Below are 18387 nucleotides of genomic sequence, written 5' to 3'. Positions count from 1 at the left end.
AAACGGCTGATTTCCGGAACATTTCAGAAATTATCCCAAACATTTTTCAATTGCTGACATGGCTGCATGGACGGACTGCGGTTCTCTGTGAAAAAGGAACGGCTCGATCTTACTGAGATGATCACATTCCGGCTTTTCCGATAAAACAGTATTTAAAGCACTAAATAATTCCTCTTTGTTTGTAACCCTGTTATCAATATTCAGCCTGTTCAAAGGAATCTGGTGACTGAAATCATAAAGTCTGCGAACGGATTTTGAATAAGGCAATGGATTAGTTCCATCGTAAGCAATGCTGATGATGTGCTTGTTACAGGCAGCTGCATCCAGCCTCATCGTTGAAGCAACATTGATACAAACATCGCAATGCCGGATCATTTCTGCTAGTGAATCCAGAAAGTTTAAATCCGGCATCCGTGCTGTTGATTTTGACTTGACTGACGTTACCGGATCGTCAGGAAACCAGATTCGGAGATTTTCTTCATGTAAAAACGGATCGTATAAATAAAAGTGATCTGCCGGATGACATCTTATAATCAGTACCATATTTTTATGCTCATGCGTATAGGCAATTAAATCCTTCGTGACGGCAATCTGATGAGGGAAAAGTTTACAGGAACTGGTTGCAAAAAGAATGATTTTATCAGAAGGTTTTATACTATACTTTCTTCTGAAATCGGTTTCGGCATATGCATCCGCAGACTTCCTGAAATAAATATCAAACCTTGGAATTCCGGTAATGCAAACCTCAGATCCGTTCCTGCCGAAAATGGAATAGAATTTCCGGTACTCATCTGCCATAAACCGGTTCCAGACCAATATGCAATTGTGATTTGCATTGATAATGCCTTTGGAAGTAAGATTATCCCAACTGATGATCATTCCAACACAAGGAATTTTGTCTTTGCTTAAAAAATTAACAATCCGGTTTTCAACAATGTCAAGCGGAGAAGAAGAAATGATGCCGCAAAACTGAAAGGAATGTAATCTTTTTAGAACAGGTGAATGGCGCGAAAAATTGATAATCAGCTTTCTAGCAAGAATCAGGAAAGGCTTGTTCAGATTCAACACGTTCAGAATCAACAAAATTCGAGAGGTAACAAAACTCAGAATGCCACTTCCTTCCAGGGATTTTATTTTATATGTTTCAATATGAAAGTAGTAAAAGAAAATTGCTTTCTGCATTTTCCTCAGGAAAGTAATCAGGCGGTTTTCAGCAGGAAACGGAATGTCGATCAAACGTGTATGTATATGGAAATGTTTATTAATCAAGGCAATTTCTGGTTCTCCAAGCAGGCTGGAAAGAACATGAACTTCATACTTTCTGTCCATTTCTTTGATTAAACCACTATGAATTACATTAATTGCCGCAAAACTGTTTGTAATCAGGAGCAGTACCGGTTTTTTATATGATTGCTCCATTTCTGATGTAATTTTCGGCTTTTTCCCAGTCACTTTGTGTATCAATGTTGATTCCCGGCTCAGAAACCAGGCCGATAATTTTTCCACCCAGTAAAATTCCGTTCTGAATCAGTTCCGTTTTAATAATATAAACTTTGCCATTTCTGTAAAATGCGTCTGTTAGTTGCTGTCGGCAGGAAACCAGCATTTCTTCTTTCATCATTGGAAAAATCTGTTCGTCCTTGCTCATTTGAAATGCCCAGTTAGGATTGTATTGGTCCGGTATTTTGCTGACGGTTGCAAGACAATCCGCTTTGGTTTCCATGATTTTTACAATTGCTTTGTTAATAAGATTCTTGCTGCGAAAAGGAGCGGTTGGCTGAAGCAGACATACATAATCAAATTTCTTTCCCTGTTCCTGATAATATTTAACGGCGTGATTCAATACCAGAATGGAAGGAGCACTGTCATGTGCAAATTCGGCAGGTCTGACAAATGGTGTTTCAATTCCCTTGAACCGTCTGGAAATTTGCAGAATGTTTTCGCAATCACTTGAAACTGCAATGGTACTCAGCCATTTGCATTCAATCGCAGATTCTATGGTATACTGAATTAATGGTTTGCCGCCCAGCAATTTCAGGTTTTTGCCCGGAACTCCTTTGGATCCTTTTCTTGCAGGTATAATGCAGAGAATTTCAGGAAATCCGTTCATCAGTAATCTGTTTTCCTGTCTGCAATTAGCGGTATCGTGGCGAGCAGTTCAGCAATCTTTTTTCCCGCATGCCCGTTTCCATAAATAGTCTCGGATGAGTAGCGCCTGTGAAGCAGCTGGTTGTTCACGGATTGTACTATTTTTTCGCAGTCATAATCGGTATCCGTAACATTACTGCCTCTTTCTCTTCCGGCCTGCCGGGTGCCGATATTTACAACCGGAATTCCCAAATACGATGCTTCCCTGATTCCGGTACTTGAATTTCCGATCAGGCAGGAACTGTTCCGGATCAATTGTAAAAATTGCAGAGGTTCAAAATTTTTCACAAACCGGATTAAATGATCATGGCACTTTTCTTCAAACTCCCTGATACCTTTTGTTATTTCCGGAGAACCCGGATCAGCATTCGGATAAAACCAGTAGGTCGGGATATTCAGTATTTTAACTGCATTCAATGTTTCCCGGATTTGTTTACGGGTATATTGGAGCTCTGTTGTAACCGAATGCTGCATCACAACAAGATACTTTTCACCGGCATCTGGTTTTTTATTCTCACAAGTTTCTGATTCACAATACTGTGTAATGTTCTTTGCTTGAAGTGCGAGATCAATGGACGGACAGCCCGTATTAAAAACATACTCCGGATTTTTACCAATCTGAACAAGGCGATTTTGTGCTTTCGCGGTAGCAACAAAGTGTACATCAGCCAGTTCCGTAACTGCATGCCTTACTTTCTGGTCTATATTGCCGGTAACTTCTCCGCCCTGGACATGTACAAGTGTAATGTTCATACAAGAAGCAGCAATGGCAGTTGACAGGGTTTCAAACCGGTCACCTATTGATATAACGACATCCGGCTTGATGTTCTCAAACAGGGAGGCAAGTTCAATAGTACCCAAACCTGTTGTTTTCGCTGCGGCTGTATTGTTATCTGCATCCAGCATGTTGAATATTTTGGCTGTGATGCAGAAACCATCTTTTTCCAAGCTATCCAGTATACAGCCATATTTTTCGAGCAAAGCACTGGCTGCTACGACAAGCTGCAATTCCAGAGCGGGATGTTTCCGGATTTCATTCAAAGCTGCTTTAATCCGGCAGTAACTTGCTCTGGCTGTGATGACAATACATATTTTTCTGATCATACTAAATCATTTACTGTGATAAAATCCCATTGAGACAGATCTTTATTCAGCCTTTTACCAATAATATCCTGATAGTTTTTTGCAGAAATTCCGTAACCGGCCGGCTTTTTTGATTCCAGATCATTAATTGATATTACATGTCCTTGCGGTAAATCTCTGTTTACTGCCAGCGACTTGCCAAAAATTGCTTTCATTGATTCAGCTTCGGTAAGGCTATTTTTATCGACAGGATTGTTCAAAGCAGCTTCTATCTTGCGGATTCCATGAACAAGATTCTTTACTTTACAAACTGGAATGGAAGAGGAAGAATCAGGTCCAAACATCTTCTGATCGAATACAACATGAAATTCGAGCAATTCCGCACCTAAACTTGCAGCAGCGAGGCATGCATAAATATCTCCGGAGTGACTGGAAAATCCCACCGGAATCTTGTAACGTTCTTTAAAAAGCCCCATAACGTTCAACCCCCATTGATGCGGTTCAGCAGGATAGGAGGAAGTGCATTGCAGAAGAGATAAGTCCAAATTTCTATTCTTCAGATGATTTATGGTATGATCCAACTCGGAAATCGAGCTCATTCCGGATGATAAAATAACAGGCTTTTTCAAACCGGTTATCTTGTCAAGCATCAGAAAATTATCCATTTCACCTGAGCCGATTTTATATTTCCGCGTATCAATACTTTCCAGTAATTCAATGGCCATAATGGAAAACGGGCTTGCAATGAAGTCCAGCTTTTTTTCATCACAATGCCTTCTTAAACTGGCCCATTGTTCCTTGGAAAACTGCATTCGTTTCCAGTAGTCCATTCTGGTTTTATCTTCGCAGGAAAATTCAGTGCGGAATGGCTCGTAAATACTGCTTTCTGCTTCTGCAATATGGACCTGAAATTTCACCGCATTTACACCGGTTGTTGCCAGTGCATCTATATAGGAATGAGCAAGTCCCAGGCTTCCTTCATGTGCCTGCCCGATTTCTGCAATGAGATAGATTTTACCCATACAATTTAGTGGCCGATAAAAGTTAAATGCTCACATGCTGTTTTTGATAAAAAACGGACTTTTCTGCTGCTGGTGATAGCCATATGTATTTTCATAACCTGGCATTGCTCTGACATCATTAAGGACCAGGTAAAACCCGGGCAGTTGTTTGCTTTCATATATTTCCCGGATCGTCTCCATTTGATGCTTGAATGTAAATTGCTGACGCACAACATAGATGCATAAATCTGCGAATTCGCTCAGCATCCGTGCATCGGCAACCAGGCCGACAGGAGGCGTATCCAGAATGATATAATCGTATTCATCTTTCAATCGGGAAATCATTGTTTTAACCTTTGGAATGGCAAGCATTTCGAACGGATTCGGAGGCTGGGTTCCGCATGTAAGAACGTCGAATTGATGTTGTGTTCTGCTTTGTTGTATGACGTCATTAAGTTCCGTGTCGGAAATGACATAGTCTGTGAATCCGTTGGTTTTTAGATTCAGGTAAGCTGCCAGTCTTGGCCTTCTCAAATCAAGTTCAAGCAAAATGACTTTTTTCCCTGCCATCGCCAGTGAATGGCTGAGATTTATGGCTATAAATGATTTTCCTTCTCCACCCATACTGGAAGTCAGGAGTATGGTTTTTACCTCACCGGATGCTGATACGAATTGAATATTGGTACGTAAAACACGAAATTGTTCTGCAACCGGATTTAAGTTTTGTGTTTCTACCATATTAGAGCCGATCTGGTTAACATGACCAATTTCTGCCAGGACAGGCGCTTCTACATAGGCGGTCAGTTCTGATCTGGATCTGATTTTATCATTTAGTATATCTTTGAGATGCAAAACAGCAATTGGAAATCCAAGCCCGATAAAACCTGACATGAGCAATACAAGTTGTTTGTTTGGCTTAACCGGTTCGGAACCTGATTTGGGTGCATCAATAATCTGGGCATTGGCCAATGTAGAGGATTTGGAAATAGCAGTTTCTACACGTTTCTTTAATAAATAGATATATAAATCCTGCTTTATTTGCTGTTGTCTTGCATATTCCAGAAAAATGCGTTCTTGTGCCGGAACCCGGTCCAGCTTTTCCTGAAAATCATTATTCAAAAGGTCTATTCCGGAAAGGCTGAATTGGATATCCTGAAACTGTGCATTGATACTTGCAAGTAAATCGGTTCGCAGCAGATCAAGTTGTGCATTCATGGACTGAACGGAAGGATGTGTTTCTTCCATACTCATCAGTGTTCCTCGACGAACAAGCTGCAGTTCATTGTATTTTTGAACCAACGCGGTAAAAGTAGGATCTTTCAGTACAAGTGAAGAAGGAACAATGCTTTCCGGGCGTTCACCCAAATAGGTTTGCAATGCCCGTACAACCTTCATCTGGATTGACAGGTTATTTCGATCCAATGTATATCTGTCCGATCTTACAAGCAGTTGCCTTACATTTTCATCCTTGTCAGTCAGATGATTAGCTCTTCGGAAATGTTCAATCTGTTTCTCGATGCTGGTCAGTTCACGGGAAACTTCATCAAGATTTTGATTGATAAAGGCCAGTGTGCTATCGGCCATACGGTTTTTGTCGTGAATACTTGCCTGCAGGTAATTTGAAATCAGTCTTTCAAGAATGGCTTCTCCTTTTGCCGGAAGTACTTCATTCAATGAAAAACTAACCATACTTACCATTTTGTTGGTTGCCGAGACAGAAAGTCCTTTGCTGTACTTTTCAACAAGCTGGTCTTTATCCGAAACGGTTATGGCATATTTATCCTCCGCAGCAAAGGGCTGGATTGTTCTGTCAAGTATGGCTTTACCTTGCGGAAGACAAACCGTATCTCCAAAGGTGCCATTAATATGAACAGAATGGCCGGAAAGTATAAACCGGTTTTTATTACCAAGGCTTACATCGTAGGTTGAAACATTCTTTTTACCGGCCGGATCTTCTTTATGATTCAGAAATGTGAGTTGAAAAGGGGATTTCTCGTAAAGCTCTGTAGTCTTTATTCGTCCTGATGCATGATACTGCGTGTAAAGCTGTAAATCATTGATGACACTTTCCATTAATGTTCTGCTTTTCAACACTTCTATTTCATTGTCAACGTTACTTTCAGGTGTAAAAAAGCCAAGATTTTCAAGGGTTTTATCACCGAGCTGCGTTCCTTTTGAATCATCTCTGATCAGAATAGAAGCTGTAACCTGAAATTGAGGTGTTGCATATCTCAGATAAATCCATGCTGCACTTGTGGAAAAAGCTACTGAAATCAGGACCCAGAATCGATAATGCCAGATCGTATGCAAAAAGAGGACATGGGAAAAAGCGCCGGATATGTCCGCCTTTGTATTGGTAACTTCCTCCAAGTATTTCCTCTGCATACTACCGTTAAAATGAATATACGGTTTAGACGCAGGTTTGTAAATGAAGTAACACGATAGCTGAAAAAATAAAAAAATCCTTGACCGTAATGCAGCTGTCGGACAAGGATTTTTAAAAGCAGGAAAAAACAGATCAGATAAAGTGAGTCTTTACCTTTTTCAATGCAGAGCCAACTACCTGATGCATATCATAATAGCGGTATTCTGCCAGCCGGCCGCCGAATATGACATTTTCTTCCTGAGCAGCCAGATCTTTGTACTGATTGAAAACAGCAGTATTTTTATCATCGTTTACAGGATAATATGGTTCCGCTCCTTTCACCCATTCCTGCGGGTACTCGTGTGTAATAACGGTTTTGGGCTGTGTCCCGAACTCGAAATGTTTGTGTTCGATGATACGGGTAAACGGTGTTTCTCCATCTGTGTAGTTTACAACCGCATTACCCTGATAATTTTCCTGATCCAATAACTGGTTATCGAATCTGAGGCTTCTGTATTCAAGCTGGCCAAACTGGAAGCTGAAATATTCGTCAATCGGCCCGGTATAAACAATTGTTTCGGCCATATTTGTAAATTCCTCACGGTTCTCAAAAAAGTCAACGCCGGTTCGTACTTCAATATCTTTCAGCAAACCTTCTGTCAATTTATTGTAACCACCAATAGGAATTCCCTGATAACGATCGTTGAAATAATTATTATCAAATGTAAAACGAACTGGCAGACGCTTAATAATAAAAGCCGGTAGTTCCGTAGCCTTTCTTCCCCATTGCTTTTCCGTATAAGCTTTGATCAGTTTCTGGTATATATCGGTTCCTACAAGTGAAATAGCTTGTTCTTCCAGGTTTTCCGGATCTGTAATACCAGCTTCTTCAACCTGCTGACGGATTTTTTCTTTTGCTTCCTCCGGTGTTTTAACCTTCCATAATTGGTAAAATGTGTTCATATTGAACGGAAGATTATACAGTTCACCATTGAAATTGGCAACAGGTGAATTGGTATACCGGTTAAATTCGACAAATGAATTTACATAGTCCCATATTTCTTTATCATTCGTATGGAAAATATGAGCACCATACTTGTGAACATTAATTCCTTCTACATTCTCACAATAAATGTTTCCGCCTGTATGTGTTCTGCGGTCAATGACAAGGCATTTTTTGCCTCTCTTGTTTGCTTCGTGTGCAAATATAGATCCCCATAAGCCAGCACCTACAATAAGGTAATCGTATTCTTTCATCAATTCTAGGTTTCAGTTTTTAAAATTTGACAATAACAATTTTTTCTATCTCAGCTTTTATGAATTTTCTTGCTTCAGAAAAGAGAAAGGCTCCCGATTGGGAGCCTTTCTCTTTGGAAGTACTTCAAATACTATGGAAGTAATTTAAGTTCTACGCGACGGTTTTTCTGAAGACCTTCACGTCTTCCGCTGTCAGCGATTGGCTTGAATGATCCGAAGTAGTCAACGATAACTTTGCTAGGATCTGTAAGGCCGGCCTGATTAACAAGGTAATCCTTAACAGCATCCACACGACGGCGAGACAATGCAATATTGTAGCGGTCAGATGCACGGCGATCAGTATGGCCAGCAAGTTGCAGACGGCATCCGTTTTTGTTCATCAGTGCTGCTACATTCTTAAGCATTTCTTCGTATTCAGGCTTAATGGTATTTTTATCAGTATCAAACATCACGTTTGCAAAGATCTCGCTGCATGCAGCACCTGTTGCAAGTGCATTTTTAACGTAAGAATCAAAGTCAAGAACTCGTCCGCTACCGTCTACTACGCTTCCTGCAGGTGAATTCGGTTCTTTATCGAAGAAGTCGGAAACACCATCACCATCGGTATCAAGCAATAATCTTGGATCGATATCTTCCGGGCGGTTTGCTTTTGCAACCGAATCCATTTCTTCCAGCGTGAGAATTTTTGGCGGTTTGATCAGCACTTTAGGATCTGTGTAACGCAGGTGATAATACCCTTCTTCCGGTTTGTAATCCCATTTGCCGTCTGTTTTAGCAACTTTCAATGCTTTTTTACCAAGCTTGTAAGTTAACTGAATAGATCCGTATCCGTAGCTGTCCAGTTCTGAATTTCCTTTACGGGAAGTCTTTTGATCTTCAATTACAAAGCTGTTGGGAGTTCTGTCGTAATCACCTCCGTAAGTTGCATCCAGATAATCGGAGTTTGTATGGTTTAAACGAAAGTCAAGACCGATATCAAATCTCTTGGAAACTTCATAATTGATATTCAAACCGGTAGGAATGATCCAGTCATTCTTTTTACCTGTTTCACGAAGTTTGATACCGCCTGTAAGATCGTAAGCAGTAGCATCGTAAAAAATCTGTCCGACACCCACATACGCATCTACTTTCCAGCGCTTCATTTTATTAGGTCCCATCAGAAGACCTTTAAGGTTTACTGTTCCGGCAAGAGAAACATCGAAATAATCACCTTCAAAATAGCGATTGTAGTTACGACGTTTCATACCTCTTAGGTTACCGATTGAACCGTCAAGACGCGCTCCGAACAAGTATGAAAGTTGTTTGTTTATGGTAAGGCCACCCTGAAAAGTACCGGATTCCTTATGGCTGTCAGAACTTGTTTTAGTAACTGGCCAAAAGTCATATTCTCTTAAATCTCCAAAGAACATGGACGGGCCGAAGTGTGCGGAAATTGACCATGTGTTCAATTTGTAAGGACCATCATAGGTTGCTTTTGGATTGTAATCCGGAGAATTCGGCTGCTCTAGTGGCTGTGCAAATGAAGGCAGTGCCATCATCGACCCCAAAGCAAACGAACAAATCAACTGGGATACTTTTTTCATACTATTCAAGTTAGCGTTATTAAGATTAACTAGGATTGATCAATAGTCAATTATGAGTAAAATTATATAATTATTTCATGGCCAAACATACATGAACCAAATACCTAGTGCGCACAAAAATAGGTTAACAATATCATTTTATCAACTTATGTTGACACAAATGAGAAATTTTCCTACTAATTAATTCAATTATTGCCCGAAAGAAACTTGCTTTTGTGAACTTTCAAAGCCGTTGAATTAATTTTTTTTCCATTTCCTTTTTCCAGCTCAAGAAACTGCCTTCTATAATCTTTTCTCTTGCTGTATTAACAAGCCATAAATAAAATGTCAGGTTATGAACACTGGCAATTTGCGCGCCCAGCATCTCGTCGGACTTAACCAGATGCCTCAGATATGCTTTACTATAAAATGTACTTGCATATCCGCCCAGTCCTGCATCAATGGGCGACAAATCGTCTTTCCATTTTTCATTACGGATGTTTATTACACCTTCGGTTGTAAAAATCATGCCATTCCGCGCATTCCGCGTCGGCATCACGCAATCGAACATATCAACGCCCAGAGCAATGCCTTCCAGAATATTCGCCGGCGTTCCGACACCCATCAGATAGCGCGGTTTGTTCTTCGGAAGAATGTCGCAGACTACTTCCGTAAGTTCGTACATGATCTCGGCCGGCTCGCCTACGGACAATCCGCCGATCGCATTTCCTTCTCGTTCAAAGGATGCAATCCTTTCCGCAGATTGTTTTCTAAGATCTTTATAAACACTTCCTTGTACAATCGGGAAAAGTGTCTGGCTGTAGCCGTATAGTGACTCGGTACTGTCAAATCTTGCACAGCATCGTTGAAGCCACCTGTGCGTCATTTCCATAGAACTCCGTGCATAGGAATAGTCGCAGGGATACGGTGTACATTCGTCGAATGCCATCATAATATCGGCACCGATAATGCGCTGGATGTCCATTACGGATTCCGGTGTAAAGTTGTGTACGCTCCCGTCAATGTGTGACTTAAATACCACACCTTCTTCGTTGATTTTCCTCCCCGTGCCGGCAAGCGAATAAACCTGATAACCGCCGCTGTCGGTCAGTATGGGCCGATCCCAGCCGTTAAAAGCATGTAATCCGCCTGCTTTCTGAAGAATGTCAAGGCCCGGCCTCAGATACAGATGATACGTGTTGCCCAGTATGATCTGGGCCTTGATGTCTTCCTTTAATTCCCGCTGATGAACCGCCTTTACTGTTCCGGCTGTTCCGACAGGCATAAATATAGGTGTCTGAATCGTCCCGTGATCCGTTTCAATAAAGCCGGCTCTTGCTTTGGACTGGGAATCTTCAACTTGTAATGTAAACTTCATTTAACGGTTTTGAATACTGAGGTGCAAAAATAGAATGAAGGTCTCTAACATTCCTGACAATGACAGTATATTTGCAAGGAATATGATAAAATTTTACAACTCTCTTCTATTGTGGCTTACTCTTTACTCTATGCGCTGGGGGCGTTTGTTTTTATTCAGTTATTCTATTATCTCTTTTTTTTCACAAGACTTGCGTTTTACAGTAAAGGAGCTAATTACGGAAATACAAGGCCCGGCGTTACCATCCTCGTTTGCGCCTTGAATGAGCTGGAAAATCTGAAGCAGCTGATTCCGCTGCTTGACATTCAGGATTACCCCGAATTTGAAGTTATCATGCTGGATGACCGTTCGGATGACGGAAGCGAACAGTTCATCAGGGAAAATATCACTAAATGGAAACACATCCGCTACATCCGCATCAATGATGAATTTACGCACATAACGCCGAAGAAATACGCACTCACAGTTGGAATGAAACAGGCAAAGTTTCCGATTGTATTGATGACAGACGCGGACTGCCGGCCGGTTTCCACACACTGGATTACTGCCATGACGTCCAGAGTCAGTGAAAATAAAGACATTGTGCTCGGGTTTTCACCCTATATCAAGCAAAAGGGATTGCTGAACTGGTTTATACGGTGTGAAACGTTTTATGCTGCGGTTCAATACTTGTCCTTTGCCCTTGCAGGCTTTACTTATATGGGTGTTGGCCGGAACATTTTATACAAGAAGTCGTTATTTTTTGCAAACAAGGGATTTTACAGGCACAAGCATGTTTTCGGCGGTGATGACGACATATTTCTGAACGAAGTCTCTACGGGCTCCAACACCGACATATCTATAGAAGAAGATTCCTTTATTTACTCGGAGCCTAAAAGCACCTGGAAAACCTGGTACCGGCAAAAACAGCGCCATCTTGCCGTCAGTAAATATTACAAAATGCGCAACAAGCTATTGCTTGGTCTGCTTTCAGGCGCACATATAGCAGTATGGATTACGGGAATTGCTGTATTGATAGCAGGCATACTGACAAGTAACCTGTTTTTTATAGAAATACTTGTTGCAGCGTTCGGGATCAAATGGCTGGTTCAGTGGCTGATTTTAAATTTCATCAATAACAAACTTAATAAAACAGTAGAAAGCGCTAGTTTGCTGTTGATGGATTTCGCCTTGTTTATGTATTATCTCATTTTTGGATTTTTGACTTTGATCAATAGAAAACCGCGTAAATCATGGAACTGATTAATAAATATTTTCCTGATCTTTCCAGCAAGCAACGCGATAAGTTCGGGGAAATGGAAGCGTTGTATCAATTCTGGAATGCACGTGTGAATGTAATTTCCCGGCAGGATATCGAAACGCTTTATGAAAGGCACATACTTCATTCACTCGGAATTGCTAAGGTTCTGGAATTTAAGTCCGGCACAAGCATTCTTGATGTAGGAACCGGCGGAGGTTTTCCGGGAATACCACTTGCCATCCTTTTTCCAAAGGCGCAGTTTCATTTGGTTGACAGCATTGGCAAAAAAATCAGAGTAGTTCAGGAAATTGTGCAGGCGCTCGAACTGGACAATGTAAAAGCCGAGCAGGTAAGAGCTGAAAAACTGGATGATTCCTATGAATTTGTTGTCAGCAGGGCTGTTACCCGCATGGCACCGTTTGTAGGCTGGGTTAAAAAGAACATCAGCAGAAATTCTTTTCATCCGCTTAAGAATGGCATTTTGTACCTGAAAGGAGGCGATCTTACAGAAGAATTGTCGGAGCTTAAAGAAAAAGCGCGGATATATGAGCTTTCCGGTTTCTTTGATGAAGAATTTTTTGAGACCAAAAAAGTTGTGTATGTACCTTTATAACTTCAAACCATAACGTATAATCCAAACTATATGAACGAAAAATACAGCGCCAGCGGATTAATGAATCCATTTTTTCCGGACGAAGTAACATTTGGAGAGAAAGGCGTAACATTTACAATCAAGAAACTTTTCAAGAGTTCGGACAACTTTGTCTTCTATAGTGACATTTCAGGAGTGGAGATCGAGAGCGGCATGTTCTTTTCAACCATAAGAGTCATTCCGAGAATGCGGCCGGAAATTATTATCAATAATTTTACAAAGGGAGATGCCAAGAGAGTCAAGGAGTTAATACTTCAGCAGGTTCAAAGCTGATAATTTTTTAAAATTATACTTGCACTGTATAAGTTGAATTCTTAGATTTGCACCACAATTCGAGTACATAACCGGATATCGATTCCCGAATAGCTCAGCCGGTTAGAGCATCTGACTGTTAATCAGAGGGTCGCTGGTTCGAGCCCAGCTTCGGGAGCCTTAAAGTGAAGAAGCTGTCTTAATAAGGCAGCTTCTTTTTCATTTATAGCCTTGCCATTATTTCGTAGAATTGGTTATTTTCAGTTAATAGCGCTACATGACTGATTGTCAGGCAACAACCAACCTTTAAGCTCTATCAGCAGCAATTAATGCTGCTTCCTCCCTGTTTAAATAAGTTAATTTCTAAAGACCTTGCTCGCCAGGTCGTCAACGAAGTAATTGATAGCGTCAATTTAGAGCTGCTCCATGCGGCTTATCATTGGCGAGGATCATCTAGCTACCATTGGTTTGGGAATGTACATATTAGAACATGCTGACACAAATAGCTTTGACTACTGGCAATGACGTAGTTTCCAATGCTTTTGCAATGTAAAACTTCGTATACGGATATAGATAACAATTAGCCGGTCTATGTGATCAGTTCATGGATAAGCTCGTATGATTTTAATCTAGAAACTAGTTCCGGCTGATAATAATCGCCTCTGCTGCCAGTCTCCCGCTTTTCATCGCGGCGTTGATCGAGCCGTTCATGAGATAGTCTCCGCAAATGAAGCATTCCTCATTTAGCCGGTTTGCCTGAGGACTCAGGTCGCCAGTCACCTTGTCATCGTTCGGTAGTGCGTAGCCTATATGAAATGTTTTTAAATGCTTCCATTGCGTAGCATGCGGAAACCATGCTTGCATTTCATGTAATACTTCGGATTGCAGTTTGGAATCATCTGTGCCGGAATGGTCTCCGATCAGCGATAAAGAAATTAAAGCATCACCATTCTTAGAATATTGGGGAGCAATTTGGTTCATCACTGCCATGTTGTTTACCAATTTCTCTGGCAATGCGTTTAAAGCAATCAATGGCATCGCATAAGGTTTGTGGCCTGCTGTAAAATACATGTTGGTAACTGAATGATAAGAAGAGGGTGTTCGCGAAAACGGGCCCGGCACTTCAAGCTGATCCGTTGCAATGAGAATACTTGTTGTTTTATAAATTTGCCCGGAATCTGTTGTTACTTTATTGCCATCGATAAACACTGCTTTTTGATCAAAAACGATCTCGTTGGTTGCAAGTCCCTTGGCTAACTGAATTGGTATCATACCCATTCCTCCGGCGGGAACAGCCGCATTGCCCTGACTGAACATTTTGAATACAAACTCAAACATCCGACTCGAAGTGCTCAATTGATTTTCCAGAAAAATTCCGGACATAAAGGGTTTAAAAAACTGGCTGATCATTCGCTGACTAAATCCCTGGTCATTCAGATAGGCCAAAGTGGTCGCTTCATCGCTGGCAAAAATTTCGTCAATGCTTTTACCGGTCAGTTTTAACTTCAATCCAAGCATACGGAATTTGTCGGCCAATGTTCCTGCGGATGATGCAAGCGTGCTGATCAATGCGCCGGGCTGCCGAAGCGGGTCCCCGATTTTTGTGGTACCGGTTTCATTTAGGATCAATGCGCCGGGATCGAAATTTTGCAATTCAAGAGCGTCATAATCCAGGAACCTTTTCGTTTCGGGATAGGCGGTCAACAAAACCTGAAATCCTCTGTCCAGCAGAAAACCATCAACTTCCTCCGTTCTTACCCGGCCGCCCGGCCGGTCGGAAGCTTCGAGTATCTTGACTGATTTTCCAGCAGCCTTTAACAATTTTGCGGCTGTCAATCCTGCTAACCCCGCACCGATGATGATGACATCCAAATTATCTTCCATGGCGTTTAATAAGGCTGATTCAGTTCAAGTGGCTCAATATTAGTCCTGGCGTATGCCAACCGGCCAATAGACTGCGATAAAAAATACAAGTTCAATCTAGCTACGATTATGATTTCAGCCTGAATAGGATCAACGATGCCATCCTGGCCAAGGAGCACATCGTCGGCCAATATTTCAGCAATCTGCGCGCTCTTTATATAGGTACCCATATCAAACGGTTTTCAGTCTGCTCAGGCCTCCGTCAACGCCGATGATCTGGCCGGTTATCCAGTTGCTGTCATCTGATAACAAAAATGCGATGGCTTTGCTGATATCCTCTGGCTGCCCGTATTTGGCAAGCGGATGCCTTTTTGCAGATGCTTCGCGTTTTTCGGGCGAGCTCAGCAGATTTTGGGCCATGGGTGTATCGGTGAGTGAAGGCGCCACTAAATTAACCCGGATCTTCTGGCCGGCCAGCTCAGCGGCCAGCGAAATAGCCAATCCCTGCACGGCACCTTTGGCAGCTGATATACTGGCGTGATAAGGCAGTCCGGTATTGGCCGCGACAGAACTGATCAACACTACGGAAGCACCTGCCGCATTCTTCAATTGTTTCATGGCATGCTGAATAATTTGCGCAGCACCCAGTACATTAATGCGGTAATCATTCAAAAAGTCGTCGGCCGTAAGGCGGTTGAATGGTTTCAGGTTAATGCTGCCAACAGAATAAACCAGACCATGCAGTTGTTCCGGTAAAAAATTGCTGATTGCTTCAAGATCACCAGTCACATCGGCTTGCAAGTGTGAAACACTTTCGGGAAGATCGGCTGGCTTTGACCGTGAAATCACATAAACCGACGCACCGTTTCCGAATAAGAATTTAACCAGTGACAAACCAATGCCGGAGCTTCCACCTACAACAAGTATATTTTTTCCATTAAAAGTCATCAGCGCATTGATTTAGAATTTGATGGTCTCCGGATCCGGTACTTAGGCTCATTATGCGCCGCCGGAGGCAAGGTCGCATTTTTCCAATATAAGACCATTATTTTAAATATAATGCCAGATCATACCAAAATAGATTAATGATCCGCATCGGATTGCATTTGGCTGCAAAATGCTTGATTATATAAGGGAAGCGTAGCTGAGATAAAGAGTTTGGCGGGATGTTTAATTTAAATATATATGGTAAACTGGTGCAGAAAAACGGGCAGAATATGAAGTTCCGGTGATTGCATGATAAAGTAAGTATTGCCATGCTTTTGGCTTATATGCTTGCGCAGGACAGGAAATAAGTAAGATGGCATACGATGGTGCATAACTGGAGTTGCTACCGCTTTTCCGATCAGGAAAACGACGAATGAGTTGATTACCTGCATGGCGATGAAGGCGTAGCTACTGTCAAAAAATTTATTTGAAGACTTGTTCCATTTGCCAAAACACGATTGGCATTGTGTGCAGCCGGTGCAGGAGCAGGTTAAAAAGGAAGGAGAAAACAACATTTTTAAAATTGAAAAACAGAGCGGTTAAGCATGAAGATTGTAAAATTAACCCTGATTGCATTTCTGATTTGCCAATTTACCGTTCAGGCGCAGACGCCTGTTTTTGTTTCTGGCACCGAAGGTTACAAATCGTTTCGTATTCCCGCCATCGTGCGTGCGCCAAATGGTGACTTGCTGGCATTTGCCGAGGGTAGGGTGGCCGGAAGCGGAGATTTTGGTGACATTGACATTGTCATGAAACGCAGCAAAGATAAAGGCAAAACATGGTCGGCATCTCAGGTGATAGCCGGTTATGACAAGCTTCAGGCCGGAAATCCGGCTCCTGTGTTTGATCTGAGTGATCCGGCATTTCCAAAAGGAAGATTGTTTTTGTTTTTCAATACAGGAAATAACCACGAAGGCGAAGTAAGAAAAGGGAAAGGACTGCGCGAGGTTTGGTATAAAACCTCGGCGGATGCAGGCGCAACCTGGGGCGAGCCTGTCAACATTACGTTGCAGGTTCACAAACCGAAAATGCCCGATGTGAATGCAGACTACAATTTTAATGAGGATTGGAGGAGTTACGCCAACACGCCCGGACACGGTATGCAAATAAACGAGGGACAATTTAAAGGCAGGATCTATATTGCAGCCAACCATTCAGCCGGCGAGCCCAAAGCAAAAGCTACGGATTACCAGGCGCATGGATTTTACAGCGATGATCATGGGAAGACATTCAAGCTAAGTGAAACGATTTCTTTCGAAGGATCCAATGAATCCACAGCCGCAGAAATTTCAGGAGGCAGAGTTATGTTCAATGCAAGAAACCAAAAAGGAGATGTACGGGCACGCATCGTGGCGGTAAGCAGCGATGGTGGCGTAAAATGGGATACTACTTATTTTGATCATAACCTGCCCGATCCGGTTTGCGAAGGAAGCATCCTGACCATTGGTAAAAACAAAAAATACAGCATGCTCGCATTCTCAAACGCAGCCCACACTCAGGAACGTGACAACCTTACAATAAGGATCAGCTTTGACGACGGAAATACCTGGACCCAGAGTTATGTAGTGGACAAAAGCAAAAACGGCGAGAAGGATTACACGGCGTATTCGGATCTGGTACAAATAGGGAAAAGAAACCTGGGGATTTTGTATGAGTTTAATGGTTATAAGTCGATCGTATTTAAAAAAGTTACTTGGAAGAATTAGGTTGATGGTTCTTTAATGGAATACGATAAATGTGGTCTATCCACTTTCTCGTAAAATTTGCAAGGTCATTTTAAATTGTGCATTTCCCGAAATCAGTCAATGTTGGAAGCCGGTAATTTTCTGGCTTGTCAGAAAAAAGTACTGCTTATAACATATACGGGCTACATACATGATTTTATTCAAATCGATTCCGGTTAGCAAACAATCCTGTAATACACATTGATCACTGCCAGATCAACAATATCAAGCTTAGTTCGAAAATAGCTGTTCCGTATCCGGATTTGGAAAATTGCCAAAGCAAGTAAGACAAAAAGTTTTAGAGGCAAAATAATAGCTGTTATTTCAAAGCTCTGTGAATATACCGACAGAGACGGCTGGCCGCATTATCGTTTAAACCGTGCCTTGCCTGTTGGAGACATCCTAAAGCAGGAAAACCTGTTAAAGATGCATGTGCTGGAATACTTTCGTCTATAAAGAACGGATCGGCTCAAAGCTGGTATTTGGAAGGTCTTTGGGAAGCATCTGTGAGGTTTTTGAAAGTTTTTAGAAAAACTTTTCCGTTAAATAAATGTGATTATCAACGGGTTAGGAAATATCTTGAAAAAAGTTCAGCAATATTTTGGTTCTGCACTTGCGTATAAAAGGTTAAAGTTGCACTTTTGCACTCCCAATCGGGAAATAACGGGTGTTGCGAGCGGCAAGGCCATCAGTTCTGAGGCAATCAGGGCCAAGTTCTTTGACATGATGAAGAGAGCAAAACAAGGAGATTTGTTTAGGAGAATTCGGCGCTGTTAGGGAAGATCTGTTATGGATTGGATTTGACAGCAGCCACAACAACATTTACAATGGAGAGTTTGATCCTGGCTCAGGATGAACGCTAGCGGCAGGCTTAA

Annotated in this window: 15 protein-coding genes and 1 tRNA gene; 5 read left to right on the top strand and 11 right to left on the bottom strand. The window is 41.8% G+C overall.

What is annotated here, in order from left to right; translation table 11 throughout:
* Window positions 1-30 precede the first annotated feature (30 nt).
* From FEM55_RS19570 to tgt, 8 genes are all read right to left on the bottom strand, one after another.
* Complete coding sequence (locus FEM55_RS19570; protein ID WP_171036613.1) at window positions 31-1329, bottom strand: CDP-glycerol glycerophosphotransferase family protein; 1299 nt, start codon at window positions 1327-1329, stop codon at window positions 31-33.
* A 73-nt stretch (window positions 1330-1402) separates the two neighbouring features.
* Window positions 1403-2110, bottom strand: coding sequence for an acylneuraminate cytidylyltransferase family protein (locus FEM55_RS19565; RefSeq protein ID WP_138283093.1), 708 nt, complete (start codon window positions 2108-2110; stop codon window positions 1403-1405).
* Window positions 2110-3252 (bottom strand): UDP-N-acetylglucosamine 2-epimerase, encoded by a 1143-nt coding sequence (gene neuC / locus FEM55_RS19560; RefSeq protein ID WP_138283092.1) that lies wholly within the window; start codon window positions 3250-3252, stop codon window positions 2110-2112. The genes FEM55_RS19565 and neuC overlap by 1 nt, the downstream gene beginning before the upstream one ends.
* A complete protein-coding gene (locus FEM55_RS19555; protein ID WP_138283091.1) occupies window positions 3249-4253 on the bottom strand; it encodes an N-acetylneuraminate synthase family protein in 1005 nt (334 codons plus the stop codon). Before FEM55_RS19555 ends, neuC begins: the two co-directional genes overlap by 4 nt.
* Window positions 4254-4283: 30 nt before the next feature.
* A complete protein-coding gene (locus tag FEM55_RS19550; RefSeq protein WP_138283090.1) occupies window positions 4284-6617 on the bottom strand; it encodes a GumC family protein in 2334 nt (777 codons plus the stop codon).
* Window positions 6618-6750: 133 nt separating this feature from the next.
* Complete coding sequence (gene glf, locus FEM55_RS19545) at window positions 6751-7854, bottom strand: UDP-galactopyranose mutase (RefSeq protein ID WP_138283089.1); 1104 nt, start codon at window positions 7852-7854, stop codon at window positions 6751-6753.
* Between the two features lie 131 nt (window positions 7855-7985).
* Entirely contained in the window at window positions 7986-9437 is a 1452-nt protein-coding gene (locus tag FEM55_RS19540; RefSeq protein ID WP_138283088.1) for an OmpA family protein, read from the bottom strand.
* A 223-nt stretch (window positions 9438-9660) separates the two neighbouring features.
* On the bottom strand, window positions 9661-10794 hold the full coding sequence (gene tgt / locus FEM55_RS19535; protein WP_138283087.1) for a tRNA guanosine(34) transglycosylase Tgt: 1134 nt from the start codon (window positions 10792-10794) through the stop codon (window positions 9661-9663).
* Window positions 10795-10905: 111 nt separating this feature from the next.
* On the opposite strand from tgt, the gene FEM55_RS19530 reads away from it, so the two are divergent.
* The 4 genes from FEM55_RS19530 to FEM55_RS19515 all read left to right on the top strand — a co-directional run bounded on the left by FEM55_RS19530 (window position 10906) and on the right by FEM55_RS19515 (window position 13116).
* A complete protein-coding gene (locus tag FEM55_RS19530; protein WP_138283086.1) occupies window positions 10906-12036 on the top strand; it encodes a glycosyltransferase in 1131 nt (376 codons plus the stop codon).
* A complete protein-coding gene (rsmG, locus tag FEM55_RS19525; RefSeq protein ID WP_138283085.1) occupies window positions 12027-12647 on the top strand; it encodes a 16S rRNA (guanine(527)-N(7))-methyltransferase RsmG in 621 nt (206 codons plus the stop codon). The genes FEM55_RS19530 and rsmG overlap by 10 nt, the downstream gene beginning before the upstream one ends.
* A 30-nt stretch (window positions 12648-12677) precedes the next feature.
* Window positions 12678-12959, top strand: coding sequence for a hypothetical protein (locus tag FEM55_RS19520; RefSeq protein ID WP_138283084.1), 282 nt, complete (start codon window positions 12678-12680; stop codon window positions 12957-12959).
* Between the two features lie 83 nt (window positions 12960-13042).
* Window positions 13043-13116: transfer RNA gene (locus FEM55_RS19515), tRNA-Asn, on the top strand.
* 458 nt (window positions 13117-13574) lie between these two features.
* On the opposite strand, the gene FEM55_RS19510 is transcribed toward FEM55_RS19515, so the two are convergent.
* The 3 genes from FEM55_RS19510 to FEM55_RS19500 are packed head-to-tail and all read right to left on the bottom strand — an operon-like array spanning window position 13575 to window position 15749.
* Complete coding sequence (locus FEM55_RS19510; protein WP_138283083.1) at window positions 13575-14822, bottom strand: NAD(P)/FAD-dependent oxidoreductase; 1248 nt, start codon at window positions 14820-14822, stop codon at window positions 13575-13577.
* 5 nt (window positions 14823-14827) lie between these two features.
* The gene (locus FEM55_RS19505) at window positions 14828-15031 is read right to left on the bottom strand and encodes a hypothetical protein (protein WP_138283082.1); all 204 of its coding nucleotides are present in this window, start codon (window positions 15029-15031) and stop codon (window positions 14828-14830) included.
* A 1-nt stretch (window position 15032) separates the two neighbouring features.
* Window positions 15033-15749, bottom strand: coding sequence for an SDR family NAD(P)-dependent oxidoreductase (locus FEM55_RS19500; RefSeq protein WP_138283081.1), 717 nt, complete (start codon window positions 15747-15749; stop codon window positions 15033-15035).
* A gap of 584 nt (window positions 15750-16333) precedes the next feature.
* On the opposite strand from FEM55_RS19500, the gene FEM55_RS19495 reads away from it, so the two are divergent.
* Complete coding sequence (locus tag FEM55_RS19495) at window positions 16334-17494, top strand: sialidase family protein (RefSeq protein WP_138283080.1); 1161 nt, start codon at window positions 16334-16336, stop codon at window positions 17492-17494.
* Window positions 17495-18387: the final 893 nt, after the last annotated feature.

The organism is Dyadobacter sediminis (assembly GCF_005860765.1).
Taxonomy (GTDB): domain Bacteria; phylum Bacteroidota; class Bacteroidia; order Cytophagales; family Spirosomataceae; genus Dyadobacter; species Dyadobacter sediminis.
This window is presented reverse-complemented; position numbering and strand designations above follow the sequence as displayed.